The following is a 24,119-nucleotide window of genomic DNA, read 5'->3' as shown; positions in this document are numbered from 1 at the left end:
TTACTCATATTAATTTCTCAGCTCCTTTCTATACTGGTATCATACCAGAAAACCCCAGGAAGGCTAAAGCGAGCATTCCAGCTAAAATAAATGCAATACCGAGCCCCTCTAGTGGTTTAGGTACATCTGCTAATCTTAATTTTTCTCTTAAACTTGCCATGAGGATAATTGCCAACGCAAATCCTAATCCAGAACCAATGGCAGAAACCGCACTTTTAATAAATGAAAAATTAGACTCTGCATTTAATAGTGGAACCCCAAGCACAACACAATTTGTAGCAATTAGTAATAAATAAATACCCCACATATTATATAGTGTAGGAGCGTATTTTTTAATAATCATCTCTAAAAGCTGAACAAAGCTAGCAATCAAAAGTACAAATACCGCTGTTGTTAAAAATGTTAAATGAAGTGGAGCTAGCACAAAATGGAATACCGCCCATGCCAGCATTGAACTAAGAGTCATAACAGAAGTTACAGCCATGCCCATACCAATAGAGGCATTTAAACTATTAGAAACTCCGAAGAAAATACAAAGTCCTAGAAACCTTGTTAAAACGAAGTTATTTACAACTACCGCAGAGACAAACAGAGTTAAATATTCACCCATTATACTTCACCTCTCTCAAGTTTAACTTTTTCAAGATGCTGAGTCAGCATCTTGAAACCAGCCACCATATAACCAATTAATATAAATGCACCTGGTGGTAAAATCATTATAAGTGCAGGGTTATACCAAGAACCAAGCACTTGTATGCCAAATATAGCTCCTGTACCTAAAAGTTCACGAATTATTCCAATAGATAAGAGTGCAAGTGCAAAACCACACCCCATTCCCAGTCCATCGAAAAATGATGGTAGCACTGAATTTTTCGAAGCAAAAACCTCTGCTCTAGCTAAAATAATTGCAAAAACAACAATCAATGCTAAATATATACCTAATGCCTTATAGAGCAGTGGCGCATATGCCTGTAATACCAGCTGTACTACTGTAACAATTGTTGCTACAGATGTAATATACACCGGTACACGAACCTTAGGATTTACTACTTTTCTAGAAATAGATACAATAGTATTATTTACAGTAATAACAAACATTACTGCAAGACCCATAGTTAATGAATTTATGGAGTTACTGGTTACCGCGAGTGCTGGGCAAAGACTAAGTGCAAGAACAAAAATCGGATTTTCTTCAATAATCCCTTTTTTGAATATATTCCATAACTCTCTCATATTATTTTCCCCCTACAAGCTGTGTAACTTGTTGCACAGCTTCTTTGATACCTTTGGTTACAGCTTTTGAAGAAATGGTAGCTCCAGTCATAGCTTGAATATTATTTTCTTTTGATTTATCCTTTACCACTTCTAAATCCTCACTTTTTTTACCCTTAAATTCACTTCTAAAAGCGTCTTTACCTGCATTATCTCCAAGCCCTGGTGTCTCATTACTGGATAATATAGCAAAGTCAATAATTTTACCTTGAGGTGTAACGGACACAAGCATTTTTATAGCTCCACCATATCCTTTACTCTCTGCTGGAACTACATAAGCAATTACTTTCCCATTCTTTTCTGCAGTAAACCAATCTTTTTTTCCATTCAAGGGCTTAAAAGTTTCTGCATCTTTAACCAACGCTTTCATTGCATCATTCTTCATAGTAATCGCATTTTTTGCTGCAACTGGTGCTGTTATAAAATAGGTTCCAGCAATAATCGCACCTGATATGAAACAAGCAACTGTTAAATTTATAGCAATTTGAAAAATACTATATTCTTTATTATGCAAAACCTTATGTTCAACATTATTCTCATCCGACATTTTTCACTACCTCCTTGCTCCAAATTTAACTGGCCTTACTAATCGATCAATAAGCGGCGTAACTGCATTCATTAATAAAATAGAGTAACAAACCCCTTCTGGATATCCACCTTTAAGCCTAATTAAGACAGTAAGCGCACCAGCTCCTATAGCAAAAATCACCTGTCCTTTTTTTGTAATTGGAATGGTAACCATATCTGTTGCCATAAAGAATGCTCCAATAATCAAGCCTCCAGCCATCATATGGAAAACCGGATCTCCAGTAAATAGACCTACTGGTCCAAATACCCAAGTTAAAATACCTACTGTTCCAATCATAAATACAGGAACATGCCAATTTACATACCCTTTATAAATTAAATAGATGCCTCCAAGAAGTAATAAAACCGTAGAGGTTTCACCAATACTCCCATTCCGAGTACCAATGAACATTGCCTTATACATTTGAGGTACGCTTCCAAATGTATCGATAAGCTTTCCATATCCTTGTTGTTTTAAAATATTTAAAGGTGTTGCAGTAGTTACTACATCTACACTTGTACTAAGTTTTGACCAGGTTGTCATTGCCACAGGCCATGACACCATAATAGCAGCCCTACCAATATGAGCTGGGTTAAAAATATTATACCCAAGTCCTCCCATAGAATGCTTTGCTATAACTATAGCAATAAATGAACCAACTATCGCCATATACGGTGGAATGGTAGGCGGTAAACACATTGCAAGCAATAGTCCTGTTAAAAAAGCACTTCCATCAGAAATAGTTATTGGCTTTTTTCTAAGTTTTTGTACTAGATACTCTAGTCCTACTGCTGATAAACTTCCCACAAGCAATGTAATTAGTGCAGGAATCCCAAAATTATAAATTGCAAAAAGCGCAGCTGGCGCTAGAGCCAAATTCACAGTCCACATTATTTTAGAAATAGATTCTTTTCCACGTATATGTGGAGATGTTGAAATTGTAAAGAGATTATCTTCTAATTTTACTTCACTATTCATATAAATTGCACCCCTATTTTTTTGCTGCATACGCTGCATTTAATTTTGCAGTCTGCGCTGCATTTTGCATCTTACAATATCTAATGTATTGTACGATATTTCGTTTAGCAGGGCATACATAAACACAGCTCCCACATTCCGCACAGTCTAAAAGATTTTGTTCTTCCTTTGCTTCTTGATAAAGGTTTTTCTGCCCCAAAATACTGAGCATACCTGGATTAAGTCCACAAGGACAAACACTTACACATTTTCCACAACGAATGCAAGGCGATTCCGTGCCGTTATTCACATCTTTTTTAGTTAAACCTAAAATTCCAGAAACTCCTTTAATAATAGAAACCTTTAAATTTGATTGAGCAAATCCCATCATAGGACCACCCATAATAACCTTAGCTGGCTTTTCTATAAATCCACCACAATTATCAATAGCCTCTTCGAATGTTGTTCCAATTCTAAGCAAAAGATTTTTAGGTTCTTTTACAGCACTTCCACTTATAGTTGTTACTCTTTGGATAAGTGGAATTCCTCTTACCACTGCATCATAAATTGCAATAATCGTGCCTACATTTTGAACTACTACCCCTACATCCATTGGCAAATTACCAGAAGGAACCTCGCGGTCTGCCAGCACTTTAATAAGCATTTTTTCCGAACCTTGTGGATATTTAGTTGGGATTTCCTTCACCTGCACTGCAGTTCCTTCAAATGCTCTTTTCATTGCAATTACTGCATCAGGTTTATTATCTTCAATTCCCACATATGCTTTTTGAACCCCAAGAACCTTCATCACTATTTTTACACCAGTGCAAATTTGCTGCGAATATTCTAGCATCATTCTATGATCTGCTGTTAAATAAGGCTCACATTCTGCTGCATTCAAAATAAAAGTATCAATTTTCTTTTCTTTTGGTGGGGATAATTTTACATGAGTAGGAAAAGTGGCGCCTCCCATTCCGACGATACCTGCATCTTTAATGATATTTCCTATTTCATTGCCATTTAACTTCTCCCAATCTCTTTCACAGGGAATTCCTTCTACCCACTCGTCTTTGCCATCATTTTCAATTACAATAGAAAGACACTTACCAAATACTACATGAGGGTATTCTGCCACATCTTTAACCATTCCTGATATTGATGCATGGACAGGACTAGAAACAAAAGCATCACTACTTGCTATAACTTGTCCCTTCTTTACAAATTCGCCTTTAGCTACAATTGGTAAGCAAGGAGCCCCTATATGCTGCCTCACCGGAATAATAACCACACTTGGAAGTGCTGCTATTTCTATAAGCTTATCGGCGGTATAACTTTTATTACCATTTGGATGTATTCCTCCACGAAAACTTTTTATCAATTTTTTACACCTCTTTTAACATATTTAAAATATATTTAGTTATATATACATACTAACTCTAAAAAAAATTAAGATAAGCTCCGAGTAATAACAGGTTGCATTTTCTTATTATTATGAGCAAATTTGTCGAAAATTTTTATATTTAATATTGACAATATAAATGTTAGTGTTCCGCCTACAATTTGAAAACCTCTCACAGAATAACCAAATTTCATTGCTATTGCCTGTCCAGCAATAACACCTAATAAAATAGCAATAAGAGGTACTATATATACAACAAAAGCCGCCATTAGCATATTTGTCTCTTTCATTTCAAAGGCAACTCTTTGTCCAGCTTTGGCTCCAATTAGGTTTTGAGCTTCTATGATAAGTGCACTATCACCCGGGCATGCACCACAATTTTTACATTCACCATGCCTACCTACTTTGACTTTAGCCATATTGCCTTCCAATATTTCAATTATAATTCCTTCTTCTTCTTTTACCACAGATACATTTACCCCCTATTACTGCAATATTAATTATGTTTATAATGCTACTCAATTCTCGTGCCTACCTTCTGTCGAATTATGCATTTGTTGAACTTCCATTACTTAAGATAGTTTTAAATGGAATGAAAGTCAATAATAATTATATTTTTAACATATACTTCTATAATGTTATAAATATTTGAAACAAAAAAATATGTCTTTGAAAATGTATACAGCATATTTTATATTTATATTTTCTATTCAACTTACTAATGTTTTCAACAGTATTTGAAAATATTAATCTATTAATACTTTTATGCGTTAGTGCATTCTGTAGTATTCCTTTTTATCAGTACTATAACAGTTTGTACCAAAAACAAAAAAAATATTTCATGTTTTTTAAATATTATTGATATAATTGTTAAAATAATAACTATTCGACAACTGCCTATGTTTATGGTGTTAAGCTTGTGTTTTAGCCATGTAAAGGCTATCGGTTATCATGTAATCCACCCTTAAAAACCTCATTTAAATATGTAATATGAAATCAAAAAAAAATCCAATAGAATATCATTCTACTGGATTTTTTTGTTTATAGTTTTATATCATCAACACTATCAAGCCAAATTTTAATATCATTTATAACTGATTTAATACAACCATCATCAAATGGTGACTTTAAATTAGCAAGTTCTACTAATCCTAAAAATGATTTGCTGCCACCAGCCGCGCAAAGGTTCATATAATCTGCCATAGCATTTTCTCTATTATCATTAGCTTTTTTAAAGAATTGAAATGCACAAACTTGAGCTAGTGTATAATCTATATAATAGAAAGGTGAACCAAAAATATGTCCTTGTTGATACCAGAAGCCCCCTCTTTCTAAATAATCATTTCCAGCGTAATCTCTATGTGGTAAATATTTCTTTTCAATTTCTCTCCAAGCTAATTTTCTTTCAGTTGGCGATGCTTCAGGATTATTATAAACAAAGTGTTGGAACTCATCAACAGTTACTCCATAAGGTAAGAATAGGAGAGCTTCACTTAAATGATTAAATTTATATTTTAATTCTTCTTCTTCAAAAAACAAATTCATCCATGGCCAAGTTAAGAACTCCATGCTCATAGAGTGAATTTCAGCAGCTTCATTAGTTGGAAAATTATACTCAGGCACTGCATAATTTCTACTGCAATAAGCTTGGAAAGCGTGTCCTGCTTCATGGGTTAACACATCTACATCACCAGACGTACCATTGAAGTTTGAGAATATAAATGGTGATTTGTACTTCCCTATAAATGTACAATAACCACCGCCAGCTTTACCTTTTTTACTCTCGAGATTCATAAGCTCATTATTAATCATGAAATTAAAAAATTCTCCAGTTTCCTTAGACAATTCTTCATACATTTTTTTACCATTGTTAACTATCCACCCAGGATTACCGTGTGGTTTTGCATTTCCACTTTTAAAACTTATTCCCTCATCATAATAATATAAATGAGCAAGGTCTAGACGTTTACATTGTCTTTCTCTTAATTTAGTAGCCATAGGAACAATAACTTCTTCAACTTGTTTTCTGTAATTTGCAACCATTTCAGCATTATAATCTGAACGAAGCATGCGATCGTATCCAAGTTGTACGAAATTTTCATATCCTAATTTTTTAGCAATTTTAGTTCTTACTTTTACTAGACCATCATAAATTTCATCTAATTTTGTTTCATTTTCAGAAAAGAAATCATATTTAGCTTCATTTGCTCTTTTTCTCATATCCCTATCAGTAGATAATCTGAAGGGTGTTAATTGAGATAGTGTTCTTTCTTCACCTTCAAACATTATTTTGGCAGAAGCAATTAATTTAGTATATTCACTAGATAACTTATTTTCCATCTGTAAATCTTCAATTATCTCTGGGGAAAAAGTTTTAATATTTAAAGTAGCCATATTAAAAAGTTGCTTGCCCCATTTTTCTTCGAGTTCAGGTCTAAATTTCGAATTAATAAGAGCTCCATAATACTTGGCAACTAGGCCTTGGTATATAGGCATGTTTTCGTCAATGAAATCCTGTTCTCCTTCATAAAAAGCATCAGTTGTGTCAATAGTATGACGTATTCCCACAAGCTCTTCCATTGACTCTAAATCACCTCTTAAGTCATTGATTTTAACCATAATTGAATTTGCATCATCAAAACTAGCACAAGTATTAAATTCAGTTAATAACTGCGTGAACCCTACGACCAGCTCTTTCATATCCGGTCTTTTATACTGCATTTCTGTAAATTTCATAATATTCCCCTTCCTGAGTTAAAATGGTATATTTTTATAGTATTTATATTATATTCTCTAAAAACTAGTTATTTCCTTCAAAAACAAAAAAAATAAATATGGAACATAAAAATTTACCAATATTATTGTAACATTAATAAAAGCTGAGTCGTCTATATTGTAACGAGAAACTATTTCCGTTTAAAGGGGGAGTATTAAATTATGAACAGAAAAAAAATATTTTCATTACTACTATGTTCAGTATTTATATTTACATCATTTTCAACCGCATTAGCAGTACAAGTACAGCCTAAACTTGAAAAAATCATGTATAAAACTGAGGTTAATCCTCAAAAGCAAGATTTAACCTATGTTACTAATGTATCGCCAGAAATCGAGAAAAAAGTTAAAATTTCTAAGCAGGAAGCGCTAGATATAGGGAGAGCTACCTTCAAAAAATATTTTAATACTAATATTGATGACTCTAAGTTTTCAGTTAGAATAAGTCTTGATAATTATAACAATGGTGGAGCCGAAGATTACATTTGGAATATATCTTGGAGCAAAAATAATGTTTTAAAAAATGTAAATTATAGCGTTTCTGTAATTGCAAATACTGGAAAAATAAAATCCATTGACAATTCAGAATATAATAGTGATGACAATAATTCTATACCAACTATTTCCTTAAAAGAGGCCAGCGAAGTTGCAGATAATTTTGTTAAAAAGATTGATGCAGACAAGTTTTCTGAAGTAACTAGAATAAATAATGACTTTTCTCAATATTACAGAAATGGTTCAGGTTCTTATTCTTTTTCTTATATAAGGAAAGTTAATGGCGTTGAATTTACTGACAATAAAATAGAAGTAAATGTAGATGGAACTCGTGGAAACGTAACTTATTATGATATAAATTGGGATGATAAATACACATTTCAAGATGCGAAGAGTGTTATTAGCAATGAAAAAGCACAGGATATTTTGAAAAATAATATAAGCATGGACTTAAAATATGTAAATTATTATGATAGATATGACGATACTCACAAGAAAAAAGAAATTAAAGTTGTATATTCACCATCATTTAAAAAAGGAAATAGTATAGATGCTAGCAGCGGTATTTTTATGGAGGATAATTCAAATAATTCTTCTAATTTAATCCTTAAAGATTTAAATGAAAAAGAAAAAATTGATTTCTATAAAAAATATAGTGAAGTTAATGTGGCTAAGGAACCTATAAGCGAGGAAAAAGCCAAATCTACAATTAAAGAAATCATTAAAGATCTTTATGGTGATGGCTATAAATTAGATCCACTTGCTTACGATGAAAGTTCTAACTTAAATGGTAAAAACGAAAAAACTTGGTCAGTACAATTTTATAAAGATGAAAATAAAAAATATGAAGAAGGCGGTTCAATAAGAATAGATGCTTTAACCCAAGGTGTAATATCCTGCTCCAAAAATAATAAATACGAAGAAGAAAAAGATTTTAAAGCAAATTTAACTTGGGATGAAGCTTATAATAAAGCAATTAATACTCTATCTAAATATTATCCTTCTCAAATAAAAAATATTAAAACTCAGCAAACTCATTTTGATAAGTCAAATGAACCTAAAGAAAATAACAATAAAGAAAGACAGATTTATTTTAATTTTGCGAGAACTGAAAATGGCATAGCTTATTATGAAAATAATATAAATTTAGTAGTAGATTTAAAAACTGGGGAAATAAACACTATAAATTACAGATGGGAAGATGGATTAAATTTTCCATCCTTAGATAAGAAAATCTCGGAGAAGGATGCTTTAAGTAAGTTTTCACAGAAATATAAGACAAAACTAGCCTATAATTTAGTAAATACAAGTAGTGACCTTAAGAACCCAAAACTTGAAGCAAAGCTTATATATGCTATAGATTATTATAAAGCTAGGCAAGTATTAGATGTGGATGCTTTTACTGGTAATTTCGTAAGCTATGATGGTGAAGAAGTTAATGAAAATATTCAAACCTTTATGAATGATATAAAAAATAGTAAATACGAAAAAGAATTAAGTATATTAGCATATAAAGGACTGTTAAACACAAAAGATTTTAAGTTAAATAAACAAGTAACTCAAATAGACCTAATTAAATCACTAGTAGATGCTAAAGGTTTTAGACCTTATGTAATGGTGAGTGAATCATCAAAGGATTCGAATGTTAAAGCTAATAATTCAGCACCAGTTGAAGAATTAAAAATAAAAGGAGTCACTAAAGGCACGGAGGACTATAAATATCTTCAAATGGCAGTTTCTTATGGAATAATAGATAATGAAGAAGTTGAATTTAAGGGAGATACAAAGGTTACAAGAGAAGAAATGGCAAAAATCCTTGTAAGATTTATAAACTACCACAAAGTAGTGGAATGTGGTGATATATTTAAAGCTAATTTTAAAGATACAGACAAATTGTCTAAAGGCTATTTAGGTTACGTTGCCCTTGCCGAAGGTTTTGGCTTAGTACAACTAGACAATGGCAATTTTAACCCTAAAAACATTTCAACTATGGAAGAATTAACACTTGGTATATACAAATCACTTAACAAAATCAGATTTAATAATTATCCTATATATCGTTAATATAAGAATAACTAAACTAGGTACAACCCAATTCCTATATCCTTTCCGTAAACACAAAGAGCCAGCAGAATATTATTCTACTGGCTCTTTGTTATTTATACCAATATTTAAATGGCTTTTAATTTTTAAAATTCCCATATCATAGTGAGGGAAGAATATATTTAAAGTATAATATTTATTTTATAACCACATTTCGGACATACACTATCGCTAGTATTAACATTAATATGCTTTCCATCTCTTTCAATAATCTTATAGTCGCACTTTGGACAATATGTGGAGTTATCACTATCCGCTATATTACCTAAATATACGTAGTTAAGATATTTTTTTGCTATATCCCTATCTTTAAACATTACCTCAACCTTTGTAGCAGGGTTATTCATCTTATAGTTTGGAAAATATCTTGATAAATGAAGTGGAATATCTTTATTTAACGAGGCAATAAATCCTGCAACTGCCTCAATTTCTTCAGCAGAATCATTTTCTCCATTTACCAGTAGAGTAGTTACCTCTACATGACACTGTTTGGATGCTATTTTAATAGTATCCGTAACAGGTGTGACACTGCCTCCACATATATCCTTATAATACTTGTTATTCAAAGCTTTTAAATCAATATTCATAGCATCCACATAGGGAAGAAGTATCTTTAGAGGCTCTTCTTTGATATAGCCATTTGTAACCACCACTATATTTATATCTTTAATCCTTTCTTTTAATAGTTTTGATGAATTGTATACATATTCATACCAAATAGAAGGTTCATTATATGTAAATGCTATCCCAATATTACCTTCCAGGCTTTTGCATATTTCCACTAATTTTTCTGGTGCTACATACTCGCTTTTTGCTCTCCCTTGGGAAATGGAGTAATTTTGGCAAAACCCACAGCTAAAATTGCATCCAAAACTTCCTACAGAAAGTATATTGCTTCCTGGTTTAAAATGATATAGTGGTTTTTTTTCTATGGGATCTTGGGCCATAGAAGTTATTTCTCCATAATTCATCGTATAAAGTTTTCCCTTGCTATTTACCCGTACATTACATATGCCATGATCGCCTGATGGAATATGGCAATTATGAGGGCAAAGTTTGCAATTAACTACCTCTCCTTGTTTTTCATAAAACAAAGCTTCTTTTTCCATAATTACCACTCCTATTTATGCCTTATAACCTCAAACTTTTCTATAGAATATTTTTCATTTGGAGAAATCGATGCTTTATTTAATACTATACTTATCTGCTCCGCTATAGTATTAACACCGGCAAGATCTGGTAATAGTAGTCCACTCTTTCTATCGCTTCTTACAATAATTCCGTATTTTTTAGGATCTAGTTGTTCTTTTAAAGCCGGTGTAGGCTCCGTTAAAACATCTACGGAAAACACAATATCCTCAAGCTCTCCTTCCGATACGTGACTAAACCTTGGGTCCCCTTCTCCTGCTTCAATGGCATTTCGCATTATTTCACTTGCTACACTTTCTGTTACGGGAAAAATTGTACCTATACAGCCTCTTAGCTGCCCAAATTTTTTAAGAGACACAAATACCCCTCTTTTATTATTTATCATTTCCTCTGTTACATAGTTTGGTTTATCCATAAAATTACCCTCTATTAAATAATGAGTAAGACTTTCTCTTGCAAGCCTAACATAAACATCTTCCTTATTTACTCTTTCCTCATATTTTTTTCTTTTTTCATTAGTAATTTCTGATAATATATCTCTATTACTGTTTTTAAGGTCAAATTTCATTACCGCATAACCCACTCCGAAGGTGCCTTCATAGGAAAGAAGTTCTCCCTTTATTTCATTACCTTCCATTGCTCCAAGCATTATATAATAAGACCTTAAGCCACATTCTCCAGCGTTTTCAACCATTTCTGGATTTATATTAAATACTCCTGCTACATCACCCTTTTTTAATAGACTTATTATTTCGGCATCAAACACTTCTCCATAGGGATTATAATCATAAGGTCCTTCATCTTTAAGGTGATGAGAAAGATCACCACTTCCAATAAACACAGCATTTTCATCGCTCTCCTCTATTGCCTCTTTAATGAGTTTACCAAATTTATATAACTGTATAGGACTAAGTCCCCCATAGGTAATATGAACAAGCTTAAAAGAATTATATTTATCAACAACAAAATACAGAGGAACTATGCTACCATGATCCAATTCATATTCTCTACCGTATTTTTTAAGAAAACTTGTGCTTACTTCTACTGTTGGAATATTATTTTCGCGTGCCTTAATCATAATCTTTCCTGTCAAATCCATGTCTATTTCAAAATTCATAGAAACTTTTGAAGCTCCAAATTGCTTTAAATTTCCTGAAATAGAACTTTCAAAAGAAAGAGCTATTGCATCTGAAAACATAGTTCCATGTGGCGTGACTACTATTATTACCTCTGGTTTTAACTCTGCTATTTCCCCTCCAATGCGCGCGCAAGCATCGTATGTGTTTTTTATCTTTTTTCCCTCTCCACGTCCCACCTCTGGAATTATTATAGGTGGATGTGGCATTGTATAAAAAGCTATTATTTTACCCATCATAATCACCTCTCCTATTAATTACTTTAAATCTCAGTTAAACAAATAACAATTCCCTATGATAATCTATTTTAATATACCTAAATATTTTACCCACTACCTATACTTCATATCCATAAGACTTGTGTAATATTAGCTTTAAGTAAGTCACTTTATAATGAAAAAATAAAAAAGAGATGCAATTGCATCTCTTTAACCTTTGTTAATTTATTGTTCTTGTATTTATATTGCTACCGTTGCTTGCTTTAAGTATTCTAATTCTTCTCCCTTTAAATAGGTAGAAAGTTTTTCAAATACAGTTTTATGATAATTATTTAGCCACGTCTTTTCTTCAACTGTTAATAGTGAAACATCTATAGCTTCTAAGTCTATAGGGCATAGTGTTAAAGTCTCAAACTTCATAAATTGTCCACCATATAAAGTGTTTTCAATTTCCTCCACAACAACTAAATTTTCTATTCTTATACCATGCTTTCCTGCCTTATAAACTCCTGGTTCGTTGGATACTACCATTCCTTTTTCAAGTTTAACAGTATTTGCAGCCACGGATATTCTATGTGGACCTTCATGAACATTTAAGAAGAAACCTACTCCATGTCCTGTTCCATGTTTATAATCCATACCTGCATTCCAAAGTGGAATTCTAGCTATAATATCTAAATTTGAACCTGTAGTTCCATATAAAAATCTTTGCATAGTTAAGTTAATCATCCCTCTTAATACTAAGGTGAAATCTGTTTTTTCTTCGATAGTTAAGGGGCCTACAGCTAGTGTTCTTGTAATATCTGTTGTTCCATCCAAGTATTGAGCGCCTGAATCCAATAAGTAAAGACTCTCTTGCACAATAGTGGCCTGATCTTTTTGCGTAGCAGAGTAGTGAGGCATAGATGCATTTGCTCTATAAGCTGAAATAGATGCAAAGCTTAAGTCATAATAATTTTCTCCTAAACTTCTTATTGCTTCAATTTTATCTGATGCTTCTATTTCTGTAATATTACGCGTCTTTATGGTTTTCTTTAGCCAGCTAATAAATTTAACCATAGCCACACCATCGCGTACCATTGCATTTCTAGTGTTCTCAATTTGAATATCATTCTTTATAGCCTTAAATCTTGTAGTTATATCCATGGCCTCTATAACTTTAATCTTTATGGCGCTATATATCCAAGTACTAGTTCTTGCTGCGTCAAATAATATTGTTCCCACTTTAATTTTCTCTAAAAATTCCCCTATACTATCATAAGACATTATTTCTACATTAGCCTTTTCAAGTTCAGCACGAACAACAGAATCAATTTTTCTATCATCTATAAATAGATAATATTTTTTCTCTGAAACCACAGCATAAGCTATAGTTAGTGGATTACATTTTACATCTCTTGCTCTAATGTTTAATAGCCATGCTATGTCATCAAGACCCGATATAACATAGTAGTCCGCTCCCATAGTTCTCATTTCAAGAACTACCTTCGCAAGTTTTGATTCTCTTGACTCTCCTGCATAGGCTACATCATGCAAAACTACCTGACTACAAGGTCTCTGAGGTCTATCTTTCCATATTTTATCTATTAAATCTTCACTAACTTCATAGGAAAATTCATTACTTTCTAGAGATTTTTTGAGTCCTCTAAAATACTCTACTGAAATAACCTTGCCATCAAAAGCAACTTTCGCTCCCTTATTAAGGTTTTGCTTTAAAAATTCCTCAACAGTTGGAACTCCAGTCTCTCCCATTCTAAATAAGGTTACACCTGTATCTTTCAATTGACTTTCTGCTTGTATGAAATATCTTCCATCTGTCCATAAACCTGCATCTGCTAAAGTTATAATTGCAGTTCCAGCAGAACCTGTGAATCCTGTTATAAATGTCCTAGCAGTATAGTGCTCTGCTACATATTCACTTTGATGTGGATCTGAACTAGGTACTATATATGCCTCTATGCCTCTTTCTCTCATCTCATGCCTTAACTCTTCAATTCTTTCTTTTACGTTCATTACATTCACCCCATTAAATTGCAAGCTTTACTTGCAATGTTTTATGTCGCAAGCGTTTACTTACAATGTTTTATATTACAGATATTATTATAACATGAAAGATATGGTTATTACATTAAGTTTTTTATTAAAACTACCCTAGCTGGAGCACCATCTACACCTTTAATTTTAAGTGGCAAGGCACACATAAAATATTCATCCTCTTTTATTTCTTTTAGTCTAACACCCTCTATTATAGTTATTCCCCTATTAAAAAGAATCTTATGAGTTTCATGTTCTGGTTGAGCTCTCTCTATACCAAAGGAATCTATTGCTATTCCAATTATACCTTTTTCTGCTAGATACTCCGCTCCACTTTTTTCAACAAAGACAAAATTGGGTTCAAATTCTTCAGTGAATGAATTTCTAGTTTTTAGCAATAAAAATTCTCCCTGTTGAATATTTTTATCCATAAGATCCTCTTTTGTTATACCATCTACTATCTTTGTTAAGTCAATTACTCTACACTTTGTAATTAATTTATTTAAATCAATAGATTCAATGGTTTCACCCATATCATCTACATGATATGGGGCATCAATATGAGTTCCAGTATGCAAGTTCATATACATGCTGGATTCATTAATGCTATCCTTTGGAATTTTTCTTTCGAATTTAATTATAGGCCTTTTTTCCTCTATATTCTTGTACACTCCCATGTTTTTTTCAATAGTCATAGAAATATCATATATAACCATATTTACCCTCCTTAATCAGACGCAGTATTCCACCACTGTCTGCCATCATTTTCAATTAAATCTATTGCTTCCTTAGGACCCGATGTCCCTGCTGAATAATTAGGACATGTAGGTATATTATTCTCATATTGCTTTTCAATACTTTCAACAAATTGCCAAGAATATTGGAGTTCATCCCATCTAGTAAATAATGATGAGTTATTCCTAATTGCTTCAAGTATTAATCTTTCGTAAGCCTCAGGTGAATCATTTAAAGCCCTACAACTTTGACAATAATCTAGTTGAACCTTTTCCATTTTAAATTCACTACCAGGCTGTTTCGCATTTATCTGAAAGAAAAAACCCTCTTCTGGCTGAATTTTTAAAACTAAAAGATTATGAGAAATATTATCAAACTCCTTATAATAATTAATTCCAGGAAGTTTTTTAAACTGAATTACGATCTCAGTACTTTTATTATTCATCCTTTTTCCTGCTCTTATATATATGGGTACTCCACCCCATCTAAAATTATCAATATACGTCTTAAGTGCTATAAAAGTATCCGTATTTGACGCTTTGGATACTCTATTTTCTTCTCTATAAGCAATCACTTTCGCATTTTCAACTTCTCCCGCACCGTATTGGCCACGAACAATGTTTTCTTTAAAAGTCTCAGCAGTGAAAGGTCTGAGTGAGCGTAATACCTTCACTTTTTCATCCCTTATGGATTCAGGTTCAAAGTCTATTGGAGGTTCCATTGCAATCATAGTTAGCATTTGTAATATATGATTTTGAAGCATATCTTTTAATATACCAGCATTCTCATAATATGCGCCTCTACTCTCTACGCCTAAAAGTTCATTGGAGGTAATTTGAATATTATCTATATGATTTGCATTCCATAATGGTTCAAATAATGAGTTTCCAAATCTAATGGCCAATATATTTTGAATCATTTCTTTTCCCAAATAATGATCTATTCTAAATAAATCTTCTTCTGGTACAAGTTTTGATATATTATGATTTAATATCCTAGCTGTTTTAAGACTTGATCCAAAAGGCTTTTCAATCATTATTCGCTGCCAGCCAATGGCTTTTGACACCATACCATTATTTTTTAAATTTCTAATTATACCTTCAAAAAATTCTGGCGCAACAGCTAAATAATATAACCTTTTGCCACCTGTTAAATATCTTATCTCCATTTTTTCCAAAAACAAATCCAAATCCGCATAGCCTTGATTATCAGAAGTAAAATCAAAGTTTTTATAAAATATTCTCTTACTAAATTTAAGCCATAACTCATCATTTAGTGAAAATCTAGAGAATTTTTCTACAGATGAACGCATTTCTTCTCTATATTCCTCATTTGTCTTTTCACGTCTTCCTATAGCTACAATTGTAAAATTTTCGGGCAGTTTTTCTTCGTACATCAAACTAAAAATAGCTGGAATAAGTTTTCTTTTTGTCAAATCACCAGTTCCACCAAAAATTACAAATATACTAGAAAGTTCTTTATCCATATTTGTTTCCATTAAAAGTGCCCCTTCCTAATATTCTTTTCTTAACGCCGTATTTAGTAAGCTTTAATCATATGATTAATATAACATAAACTAATGAATATTAGCAAATACAAATTGTCCATTATCTTATTAATTTCAATTTTATTTAATTTATATTCTACCGTAATAAAATTCATAGGATTATTAAAAATATAATATTAGCATCTCCAATTGAGAACTTTATCTTAGTAAATTAATAATATTCCATTTTTATCATTATTGCAATTTTCTACAGATATTTTGCTGTTTTTAGCTATAATAAGGAAGATATTAGGATATCCTATTCACAAACAAAGTAATATGCTATAATTTAATGAATTTAGTAAATAAAGGAGGTCATTTCCTATGAGATTCGGTTTTATAATTTCTTTGCTTTTTGCTATTTTAGTAGCCTTATTCGGAATCCAAAATTCTTCAGTAATATCTATTAATTTCTTTTTCACAAAATTCAATATTTCCTTGGCTCTTATAATTTTTATCTCTGCAATTACAGGTGCTATAATGGTTACTTTATTAGGGCTACAAAAAGAAATCACACTAAGGCGTGGTAATAAAAGACTAACAAAAAAAGCTAAAAATTTTAAAATTGAAAATGAAACTTTTAAAAATAGAATAGAAGTCCTAGAAACTCAAATAGTAACTTTAGAAACTACAATAGCTTTAAACGCTAAAAGCAACATACTCAATGATGAAATAAATACGCAAAACATTGAAATTAAACATCTTAATACTATTTCTTCAAATAAAACTGATACTTTTATGTAAGGTAATTAAACATAATGAGCATTAGTAGCTATTTTTGTAGCCACTAATGCTCATTTAAATTCTTCCAAACAATACTACTCTTCTACAGATGATTTTTTAATTAGCACCTTGCTTATTCTTTTACTGTCACATTCCAATATGATAAAATCATAATCCTCATATAAAATTTTATCATTAACTTGTGGGTATGACTTTAACTGTGAATAAATCCAACCTCCTATGGTATCAATGTTTTCAACTTCAAAGTCTTTATCTAACAGTTCAATGATATCTTCAATAAGAACTTTTCCATCTACAAGATAATTACCATCTTCAGTTTTAATAATCTCGTTACCTTCTTCATCAAACTCATCTTGAATTTCCCCAACAATTTCTTCTAAAATATCCTGGATAGTTACTAATCCAAATGTTCCCCCGTATTCATCAATAATTATAGCCATTTGTACCTTTTGTTTCTTAAATACTTTTAATAATTCACTTATTGACAATGATTCTGGAACAAATTTAATCTCACGAATAATGTCTTCTATATTTTGATTATTACCCTGAATTTTCTGCTTATATAGATCCTTGATGTGTACAAAACCAATAATATTATCCTTATTATCCCTGCAGATTGGATATCTAGTATGCTGTTCATCTAAAGCAGATGCTATAATATCCTCAAAAGAATCCTCAATGTAAATACATGCCATATCAGTACGAGGTATCATTATTTCTTTTACGGTTTTCTCAGTAAAATCAAATATATTATCTATAAAGGTTAATTCAGTTTTATCTATTAATCCATGATTATAGCTCTCTTCAACCAATAATTTTATTTCCTCATCAGTATGCGCTGCTTCATGTTCATCTATAAGGGTCACACCAAAAGCCTTTAAAACTATACTAGTACTATGATTAAAAGCCCACATTATAGGATAAGTTACGTTAAAAAACATTATGAGTGGCAGTGCGGTGTACATCGCTATCTTTTCTGCACTTATAATTGCCAATGATTTAGGAACTAACTCTCCTAGTACAATATGAAAGCCCGTTATAATTGAAAACCCCAAGATAAATGAAATTGAGTGTACAGCACTTTCTTGCAAATGAAACAAATTAAATATCGGAGTTAGCATATCTGCAACAGCAGGTTCTCCTATCCATCCGAGTCCGAGTGATGCTAAAGTTATTCCTAGCTGACATGCAGATAAGTATGAATTTAAATTATTAACAACCTTTGAAGTATATTTTGCATTTCTAGCTCCTTCAAGTACTAAAGTTTCTATTCTAGATTTTCTAACTTTTACCATAGCAAATTCCGTAGCAACGAAAAAACCATTCATAAATACAAGCAAAAATACAATAAGAATATTTATAAAAATAATCAATTTTAATAGCCCCTTCCAAGACAGTACATATGTTTTTTTATTATCATAACATACTTTTCTAATTTATATAATATCAGATTTAATATTGATTCATTTAATGAGGACTCGTTCAAGGGCCTTGCTAGGAAAGGTAATGGTAAAAAAACATGAAATAACAAAAAGATACCAGCAGAAGTGTTTACCCTCGAAAAGAAACACTTGCTACCAGTACCTGAGTTATTTGAATATAAATGAGTCTTACTGTTATCATACAGTTTTTATTCCATTTTCTTTTTTCTATATTCAGATGCTGAATATCCCATGTGCTTTCGAAACATTCTACCAAAATGAGTTATATCGTTAAAACCCACTCTATAGGCTATTTCTGATACAGATAACATAGTATCTCTTAACATTATAGCAGCCATCTTAACTCTTAATCTAATTAAATATCCCATAACAGACATCCCAGTAGACCTAGCAAATTTATCTGTAAGTGTTGTTCTGTTAATATGAAATTCTTCTGTTAACTCTTCAATGAAAATTTTTCTTTCATAATGTGTATGCAAATATAAAATAATTTCATTAATTTCATCTGAACACTTTATCACTTCAAACTTAGTAGCATTTTCCATATCAGTATATATATACTGAATCAAAAATAGAATCTCTAAAAAGAAAGATCTACTGCGACATCTCCAAAAATTATTATTTAATAATGTTAATTCCTCTTCTAAAGAATCAAATAATTTCGCTATTCGATTAGCAGTTGCAGGCCCAACTTCAAATTGTCCAAAACTCAACTCTTCCCTATAAACAAATGGTAGTAAGGAACAATAATCACGATATTCTGATTCAGATATATCTGCTTCTAAATTATTCATTTTTTCTAAGGTTAAAACATTATTTACCAAAGTAGGACTAAAATAAATTGCTCTTGCACTTAATTTACTGCACTTATCAAGATTAATCCTATCATTAGCATTGAAGCAAAAAATTGTAGGTGCTGTAAAAATAATAGTGTTCTTATTAAGACTTACAATTCCTCCCCCTTTTTCAACAAGGATTAATCTAAACATCAAATAATTTTCTGAAGAAAATGGCTCCTTAGTTTCAATATATACTGGTAGCTTTATCTCCCTGCTCTCATCAATAGTAAACAATTCCATAATTAAAAACTCCAATCATCTAGAACTCAATTACTAATTACTATATTCTAGGTGATTGGAAATTAACCTTTAATTTTATAAATATTTTACTTATTGAAGTTTAATATAATTATTTTTTTATCCTTTGATTTTGTTATTTCTGATTTATTAAAAGTAAAGGTGTCTGCTTTAACTACTTGCCAATTATTCATTTTCTCTATAAAGTTATCTACCTTTGATAATTTTCCAAATTCAGGAACAAGCACTTCTGTTTGATAATGCATTGGTATAACAACCTTAGGATTTAATTGACTAACAACTTTAGCAGCTACTTCCCCATCTATTGTATATAATCCTCCTACTGGAATCATTAATATATCTACTTTGCCAATACTTTCAATTTGCTCCTTTGATAATTCATGTCCTAAATCACCTAAATGACATAGGTTTACACCATCAATATTATAGTTATATACTGTATTCTCACCTCTTTGAGCTCCACCTTCAGTATCATGATATGTTTTTGTCCCTTTAATTTTTATACCATTAATTTTAAATTTGCCTCTTTCTCTTATAGCTGTAAAATTGCTTTTAATCGCGCCTAAATTATTATGATCAAAATGATCATGACTAACAGTAGCTATTTCAGCATATAATTCTGGAACCTTATATCCAATACCATCTCCAAAAGGATCTGTTACAATTCTAGTTCCTTTCCCATTAGTAATTGTAAAAGAAGCATGCCCATTCCATTTAATAGAAGAAGATTTTTTTTCTAAAGGACTATTTATGTCTCTCGCAAATGCAACCCCACTCATCATGCAAATAGTTAATATAAAGCTTAAAACGTATACATAACCTCTCTTATAATTTTTTTTCATTTTAACTCCTCCTTTACTTAAGCCCTTGGCTTTACTTTATAATTTTATTTTATCAATGATTTGCCATTTAAAACATAGAGTATCTACAATGATTATCTGCGTATTGTCAATAAATATAATAAGTTGCAACACAATGGATACATAGAAATAGAAGCAGGAAGCCCTAATAATTTAGAGTCCCCTGCTTCTATTTGATATTTAATTATTAACTATCAGTTTTTTTCTTACCTTCTGTTGCTGCCTTATAAGCCTCAAGCTCTTTTGCGTAAGTCTTTGGAATTATGGTCTCCCATAACTCAGCACCCTTAATACCTAAATTTGATGGTATAAATACAGGGTCAATGCCAAGCTTCTTTTGAGCTTCATAGTCCTTAAGTGTAGCAATCCCTGGCTTATATAGTAATAATATTGCAATTACATTGAACCAAGCCATGGCACCAACACCTGCCGAACCGAAGTTCCACATAATATCTGCTTGTGCTATAGCACCAACAAATACACCAGCAGCTAGTATAGCTCTAAAGCAGTTAAGAGTTATCTTATAAGCCTTAACATTTTTGCTGTCCTTAAATAGATAACCTACGTTGGAGTCTGTATAGAATGCATATGCAAAAACAGTTGTAAGAGTGAAGAAGAATAACGCTATTGCAACGAAAGCGCCACCGAATCCAGGAATAAATGAACTTACAGCTGTTTGTGTAAAGTTACCCTTGTTTATTCCAGGAACTAGTTCAGTTATAAATCCACCGCTAGCAGATATAACGTTATATGAACCTGTTACAAGGATCATTATAGCTGTTGCAGTACATACGAATAATGTGTCAACATATACTGAGAAGGCTTGAACAAGTCCTTGCTTAGCTGGGTGTGAAACCTCAGCAGCACCTGCAGCTTGAGCTCCAGTACCTTGCCCTGCTTCGTTTGAGAATATTCCTCTTTTAACACCCCATGCTACTGCGCTACCAAAAACACCACCAAACATAGCATTAGCACCGAATGCTGAGCTAAATATCAAACCGAATACATCACCTATTTTCGAGAAATTAACACCAAGAATTACTAGTGCTAATATAATGTACGCTATAGCCATAAATGGAACTACAAATTCAGCAGTTTTTGCAATTCTCTTACCACCGCCAAAAATTACCGCTACAGTTATTACTGTATAAACTATACCCCAAACCAAGGGCGATACAGGAAATGCTGTACCAGCAGCTACAACGAATGAGTTGGATTGTATACCTGGAAGCAATACTCCACAAGCAAGAATTGCAAGTATAGCAAATGCCCTACCGAAGAATTTGCTGTGTAATCCTTTTTCGATATAGTATGCAGGACCACCACGATACTCACCGTGAACCTCTTCCTTCCATACCTGAGCTAAAGATGATTCGATGAAAGCTGAACCTGCACCTAAGAATGCGATTGCCCACATCCAGAAAACCGCACCAGGGCCGCCAAAGTAAATTGCACTAGCAACACCAGTAATGTTACCAGTACCAACACGTCCGCCCAAAGCCATTGCAAAACCTTGGAAAGAAGATACTCCAGTTTCTGAGCTTTTACCACCGATTAACTGACGAACCATGTCTTTTATTAGTCTTACTTGTGGGAATTTCATAATAACCGAAAAGAAAATACCAGCACCAATACATAGGAAAATAATTACTTTTCCCCAGAAGAAGTTGTCTAAACTACTTGATAGTTTTAATAAATCCATAATGTCCCCCTTTGTATAAATGAGCTTTCACGGAAACTCCTTAGCTCCTGTGATTACTCATTTTTAGTATCATTAATTTTTGTTGATTCCCCCACTTTTTTTGCATAAAACACTTGACAAGTCTGTAAAATTTTGCGGTCCTCCTCTTAAAGACATGTTTTAATAGGAGGATTATTTTATGCTTAAAAATTGGAGCTCTCATGCTGATTATCAGCAATTTATTATTTCAAATCTCTCATGTTTCTACAAAGTTTTTCCTAAAAAAATTATACAACTTGAACCTTCTATATCTAAGTTGTATTGCTTAGACTTAGATATTCTTAGAGAGATATTAAAACCTTATTATTCTAATATTGGTAGACCCGCTTCTCTTCAACCTGAAATATTTCGTTCATTTTCTTTAATGCTTTTTCAAAAGGAAACAAGCATTACCAACTGGGTTAAAAAGCTTCATGCAAGTGAGTTACTTGCAACCTGTATTGGCTGCACTGAAAATAATGTCCCATCAATTGGTGCTCATTATGATTTTATCTCTAGATTATGGCTCTCAAGTCTGTCTATCGACAGAATAAAACTAAAAAATACATATCCGTATAAGAAGAAACCCGCTAAAACCAAAGAACCCGGTAAAAATAAAAAGCTTCCTAATAAAAAACCAGGTGTTGTTAAAAGAATTTCAGATTTTTTTGAAGCTGGTCGCTCATTTTCACTAAGAGCCGAAAGGCTGCTTCAAAAAATATTCTCATTAGTTGCTGTAGAGCCATCTTTTAATCTTAACCTAATAGAAAAAGATAAACTCACAGTTGCTGGTGATGGTACTTGCGTTCACTGTAAATCTTCTTACTATGGTTCTAAAGTTTGTGACTGCCGTCAAAATGGAATTTACGATTGCAAATGCCCTCGTAGACTTTCTGACATAAATGCTACCTGGGGTTGGGACAGTCATGAAAATCGTTGGTTTTACGGCTACACGCTCTATGCTTTATCTGCTTATAACAAGAAATACAAGATTGATCTACCTATTTATCTACGATTTGTAGAAGCAAGCAGACACGACAGTGTCACTGGAATAGTCGCATTAGCTGAATTTAGAGAACTGTTACCGCAGTTCTCTATATCAAATTATGTTCTTGACTCAGCTAACGATAACTATGCTACATATGAATTATGCTCTAAATGGAACATTAATCCTTTTATTGACATGAACTCCAAAAACAAAGGAAATTCTAAATATCCAGTTGCTCTAGATATTAATGAAAAAGGATTTCCTATCTGCATTGGTGTCCATGAAATGGTCTATAACGGTTATGAAAAAAGTCGTTCACGCCTTAAATGGCGTTGCCCTTTAGTTTTAAAAAAGGTTGCTAGTTGCTCTTGCCGTGAACAATGCTCACCTTCACCTTATGGGCGAGTAATCTACACTAAACCATCATGGGATTTGCGGTTGTTTACTCCTGTGCCTCGCGGCTCAAAACAATGGACAACTATTTATAAAACTAGAACCTGCTCAGAACGTATAAATAATCGTATTCTAAATGATTATAGGATTCATTCTTTACGAATATATGGTAAAAAACGTTATTCATTTATGACTATGATTGCTGGAATTAATATTCATCTAGATGCAAGACTTAAAATTTCAGGTTTTAGTATTTTAAATTTATTAGTGTAGCTGTTTAACAATCAAATGCTTTTTTCTGAAAATTCCTGCATCGTGCAGGCTTGTTTGCTATGACTATTTTTATCACTAACTGCTCTCTTAGCATAAAACTTATAGTCCTATATGGCTCTATACAAATTCAAGTTTTACATATTAGTTTCCGTGACTACTCTAAATATTTTCAGGTTAAAATAACATAAACCAATATTATCACCTTTTTCGTCATA

19 protein-coding genes are annotated in these 24,119 nt (G+C 32.2%); 3 read left to right on the top strand and 16 right to left on the bottom strand.

The window, feature by feature from the left end; genetic code table 11:
* Window positions 1–28: 28 nt before the first annotated feature.
* The 7 genes from G9F71_RS07910 to G9F71_RS07880 form a co-directional block, all read right to left on the bottom strand.
* Window positions 29–610: an electron transport complex protein RnfA gene (locus tag G9F71_RS07910; protein WP_164948718.1), complete on the bottom strand. Its 582-nt coding sequence runs from the start codon at window positions 608–610 to the stop codon at window positions 29–31.
* Window positions 610–1,233 (bottom strand): electron transport complex subunit RsxE, encoded by a 624-nt coding sequence (rsxE, locus tag G9F71_RS07905; RefSeq protein WP_164948717.1) that lies wholly within the window; start codon window positions 1,231–1,233, stop codon window positions 610–612. Before rsxE ends, G9F71_RS07910 begins: the two co-directional genes overlap by 1 nt.
* 1 nt (window position 1,234) lies before the next feature.
* On the bottom strand, window positions 1,235–1,819 hold the full coding sequence (locus G9F71_RS07900; RefSeq protein ID WP_164948716.1) for an RnfABCDGE type electron transport complex subunit G: 585 nt from the start codon (window positions 1,817–1,819) through the stop codon (window positions 1,235–1,237).
* A gap of 6 nt (window positions 1,820–1,825) precedes the next feature.
* On the bottom strand, window positions 1,826–2,818 hold the full coding sequence (locus tag G9F71_RS07895; RefSeq protein WP_164944908.1) for an RnfABCDGE type electron transport complex subunit D: 993 nt from the start codon (window positions 2,816–2,818) through the stop codon (window positions 1,826–1,828).
* A 13-nt stretch (window positions 2,819–2,831) separates the two neighbouring features.
* Window positions 2,832–4,175: an electron transport complex subunit RsxC gene (gene rsxC, locus G9F71_RS07890; RefSeq protein WP_164944909.1), complete on the bottom strand. Its 1,344-nt coding sequence runs from the start codon at window positions 4,173–4,175 to the stop codon at window positions 2,832–2,834.
* Window positions 4,176–4,243: 68 nt separating this feature from the next.
* On the bottom strand, window positions 4,244–4,663 hold the full coding sequence (locus G9F71_RS07885) for a SoxR reducing system RseC family protein (protein WP_164948715.1): 420 nt from the start codon (window positions 4,661–4,663) through the stop codon (window positions 4,244–4,246).
* Between the two features lie 574 nt (window positions 4,664–5,237).
* A complete protein-coding gene (locus tag G9F71_RS07880; protein ID WP_164948714.1) occupies window positions 5,238–6,932 on the bottom strand; it encodes a M3 family oligoendopeptidase in 1,695 nt (564 codons plus the stop codon).
* Between the two features lie 201 nt (window positions 6,933–7,133).
* On the opposite strand from G9F71_RS07880, the gene G9F71_RS07875 reads away from it, so the two are divergent.
* Window positions 7,134–9,530: a YcdB/YcdC domain-containing protein gene (locus G9F71_RS07875; protein ID WP_164948713.1), complete on the top strand. Its 2,397-nt coding sequence runs from the start codon at window positions 7,134–7,136 to the stop codon at window positions 9,528–9,530.
* Window positions 9,531–9,691: 161 nt separating this feature from the next.
* Here the strand turns inward: G9F71_RS07875 and amrS are convergent, their stop codons facing one another.
* The 5 genes from amrS to zwf form a co-directional block, all read right to left on the bottom strand.
* Window positions 9,692–10,678, bottom strand: a complete 987-nt coding sequence (gene amrS / locus G9F71_RS07870; protein WP_164948712.1) for an AmmeMemoRadiSam system radical SAM enzyme — start codon at window positions 10,676–10,678, stop codon at window positions 9,692–9,694.
* 11 nt (window positions 10,679–10,689) lie between these two features.
* Complete coding sequence (gene amrA, locus G9F71_RS07865; RefSeq protein ID WP_164949013.1) at window positions 10,690–12,090, bottom strand: AmmeMemoRadiSam system protein A; 1,401 nt, start codon at window positions 12,088–12,090, stop codon at window positions 10,690–10,692.
* 222 nt (window positions 12,091–12,312) lie between these two features.
* Window positions 12,313–14,085: an aminopeptidase P family protein gene (locus G9F71_RS07860; RefSeq protein WP_164948711.1), complete on the bottom strand. Its 1,773-nt coding sequence runs from the start codon at window positions 14,083–14,085 to the stop codon at window positions 12,313–12,315.
* 110 nt (window positions 14,086–14,195) lie between these two features.
* A complete protein-coding gene (locus G9F71_RS07855) occupies window positions 14,196–14,822 on the bottom strand; it encodes a cyclase family protein (RefSeq protein ID WP_164948710.1) in 627 nt (208 codons plus the stop codon).
* A gap of 11 nt (window positions 14,823–14,833) precedes the next feature.
* The gene (gene zwf, locus G9F71_RS07850; RefSeq protein ID WP_202017913.1) at window positions 14,834–16,339 is read right to left on the bottom strand and encodes a glucose-6-phosphate dehydrogenase; all 1,506 of its coding nucleotides are present in this window, start codon (window positions 16,337–16,339) and stop codon (window positions 14,834–14,836) included.
* 372 nt (window positions 16,340–16,711) lie between these two features.
* Here zwf and G9F71_RS07845 point away from each other — a divergent pair, with 372 nt between their 5' ends.
* On the top strand, window positions 16,712–17,131 hold the full coding sequence (locus G9F71_RS07845) for a lipopolysaccharide assembly LapA domain-containing protein (protein ID WP_164944918.1): 420 nt from the start codon (window positions 16,712–16,714) through the stop codon (window positions 17,129–17,131).
* Between the two features lie 74 nt (window positions 17,132–17,205).
* Here the strand turns inward: G9F71_RS07845 and G9F71_RS07840 are convergent, their stop codons facing one another.
* The 4 genes from G9F71_RS07840 to G9F71_RS07825 form a co-directional block, all read right to left on the bottom strand.
* Window positions 17,206–18,504 (bottom strand): hemolysin family protein, encoded by a 1,299-nt coding sequence (locus G9F71_RS07840; protein ID WP_164944919.1) that lies wholly within the window; start codon window positions 18,502–18,504, stop codon window positions 17,206–17,208.
* Between the two features lie 257 nt (window positions 18,505–18,761).
* Window positions 18,762–19,652, bottom strand: coding sequence for an AraC family transcriptional regulator (locus G9F71_RS07835; RefSeq protein ID WP_164948709.1), 891 nt, complete (start codon window positions 19,650–19,652; stop codon window positions 18,762–18,764).
* 86 nt (window positions 19,653–19,738) lie between these two features.
* Window positions 19,739–20,512, bottom strand: a complete 774-nt coding sequence (locus G9F71_RS07830; RefSeq protein ID WP_164948708.1) for an MBL fold metallo-hydrolase — start codon at window positions 20,510–20,512, stop codon at window positions 19,739–19,741.
* 205 nt (window positions 20,513–20,717) lie between these two features.
* A complete protein-coding gene (locus G9F71_RS07825) occupies window positions 20,718–22,232 on the bottom strand; it encodes an alanine/glycine:cation symporter family protein (protein ID WP_164948707.1) in 1,515 nt (504 codons plus the stop codon).
* A gap of 178 nt (window positions 22,233–22,410) precedes the next feature.
* On the opposite strand from G9F71_RS07825, the gene G9F71_RS07820 reads away from it, so the two are divergent.
* The gene (locus tag G9F71_RS07820; RefSeq protein ID WP_164952553.1) at window positions 22,411–23,904 is read left to right on the top strand and encodes a hypothetical protein; all 1,494 of its coding nucleotides are present in this window, start codon (window positions 22,411–22,413) and stop codon (window positions 23,902–23,904) included.
* The last annotated feature ends 215 nt before the right edge of the window (window positions 23,905–24,119 follow it).

It is taken from the genome of Clostridium sp. FP2 (genome assembly GCF_011065955.2).
Taxonomy (GTDB): Bacteria; Bacillota; Clostridia; order Clostridiales; family Clostridiaceae; genus Clostridium_AD; species Clostridium_AD tagluense.
This window is presented reverse-complemented; position numbering and strand designations above follow the sequence as displayed.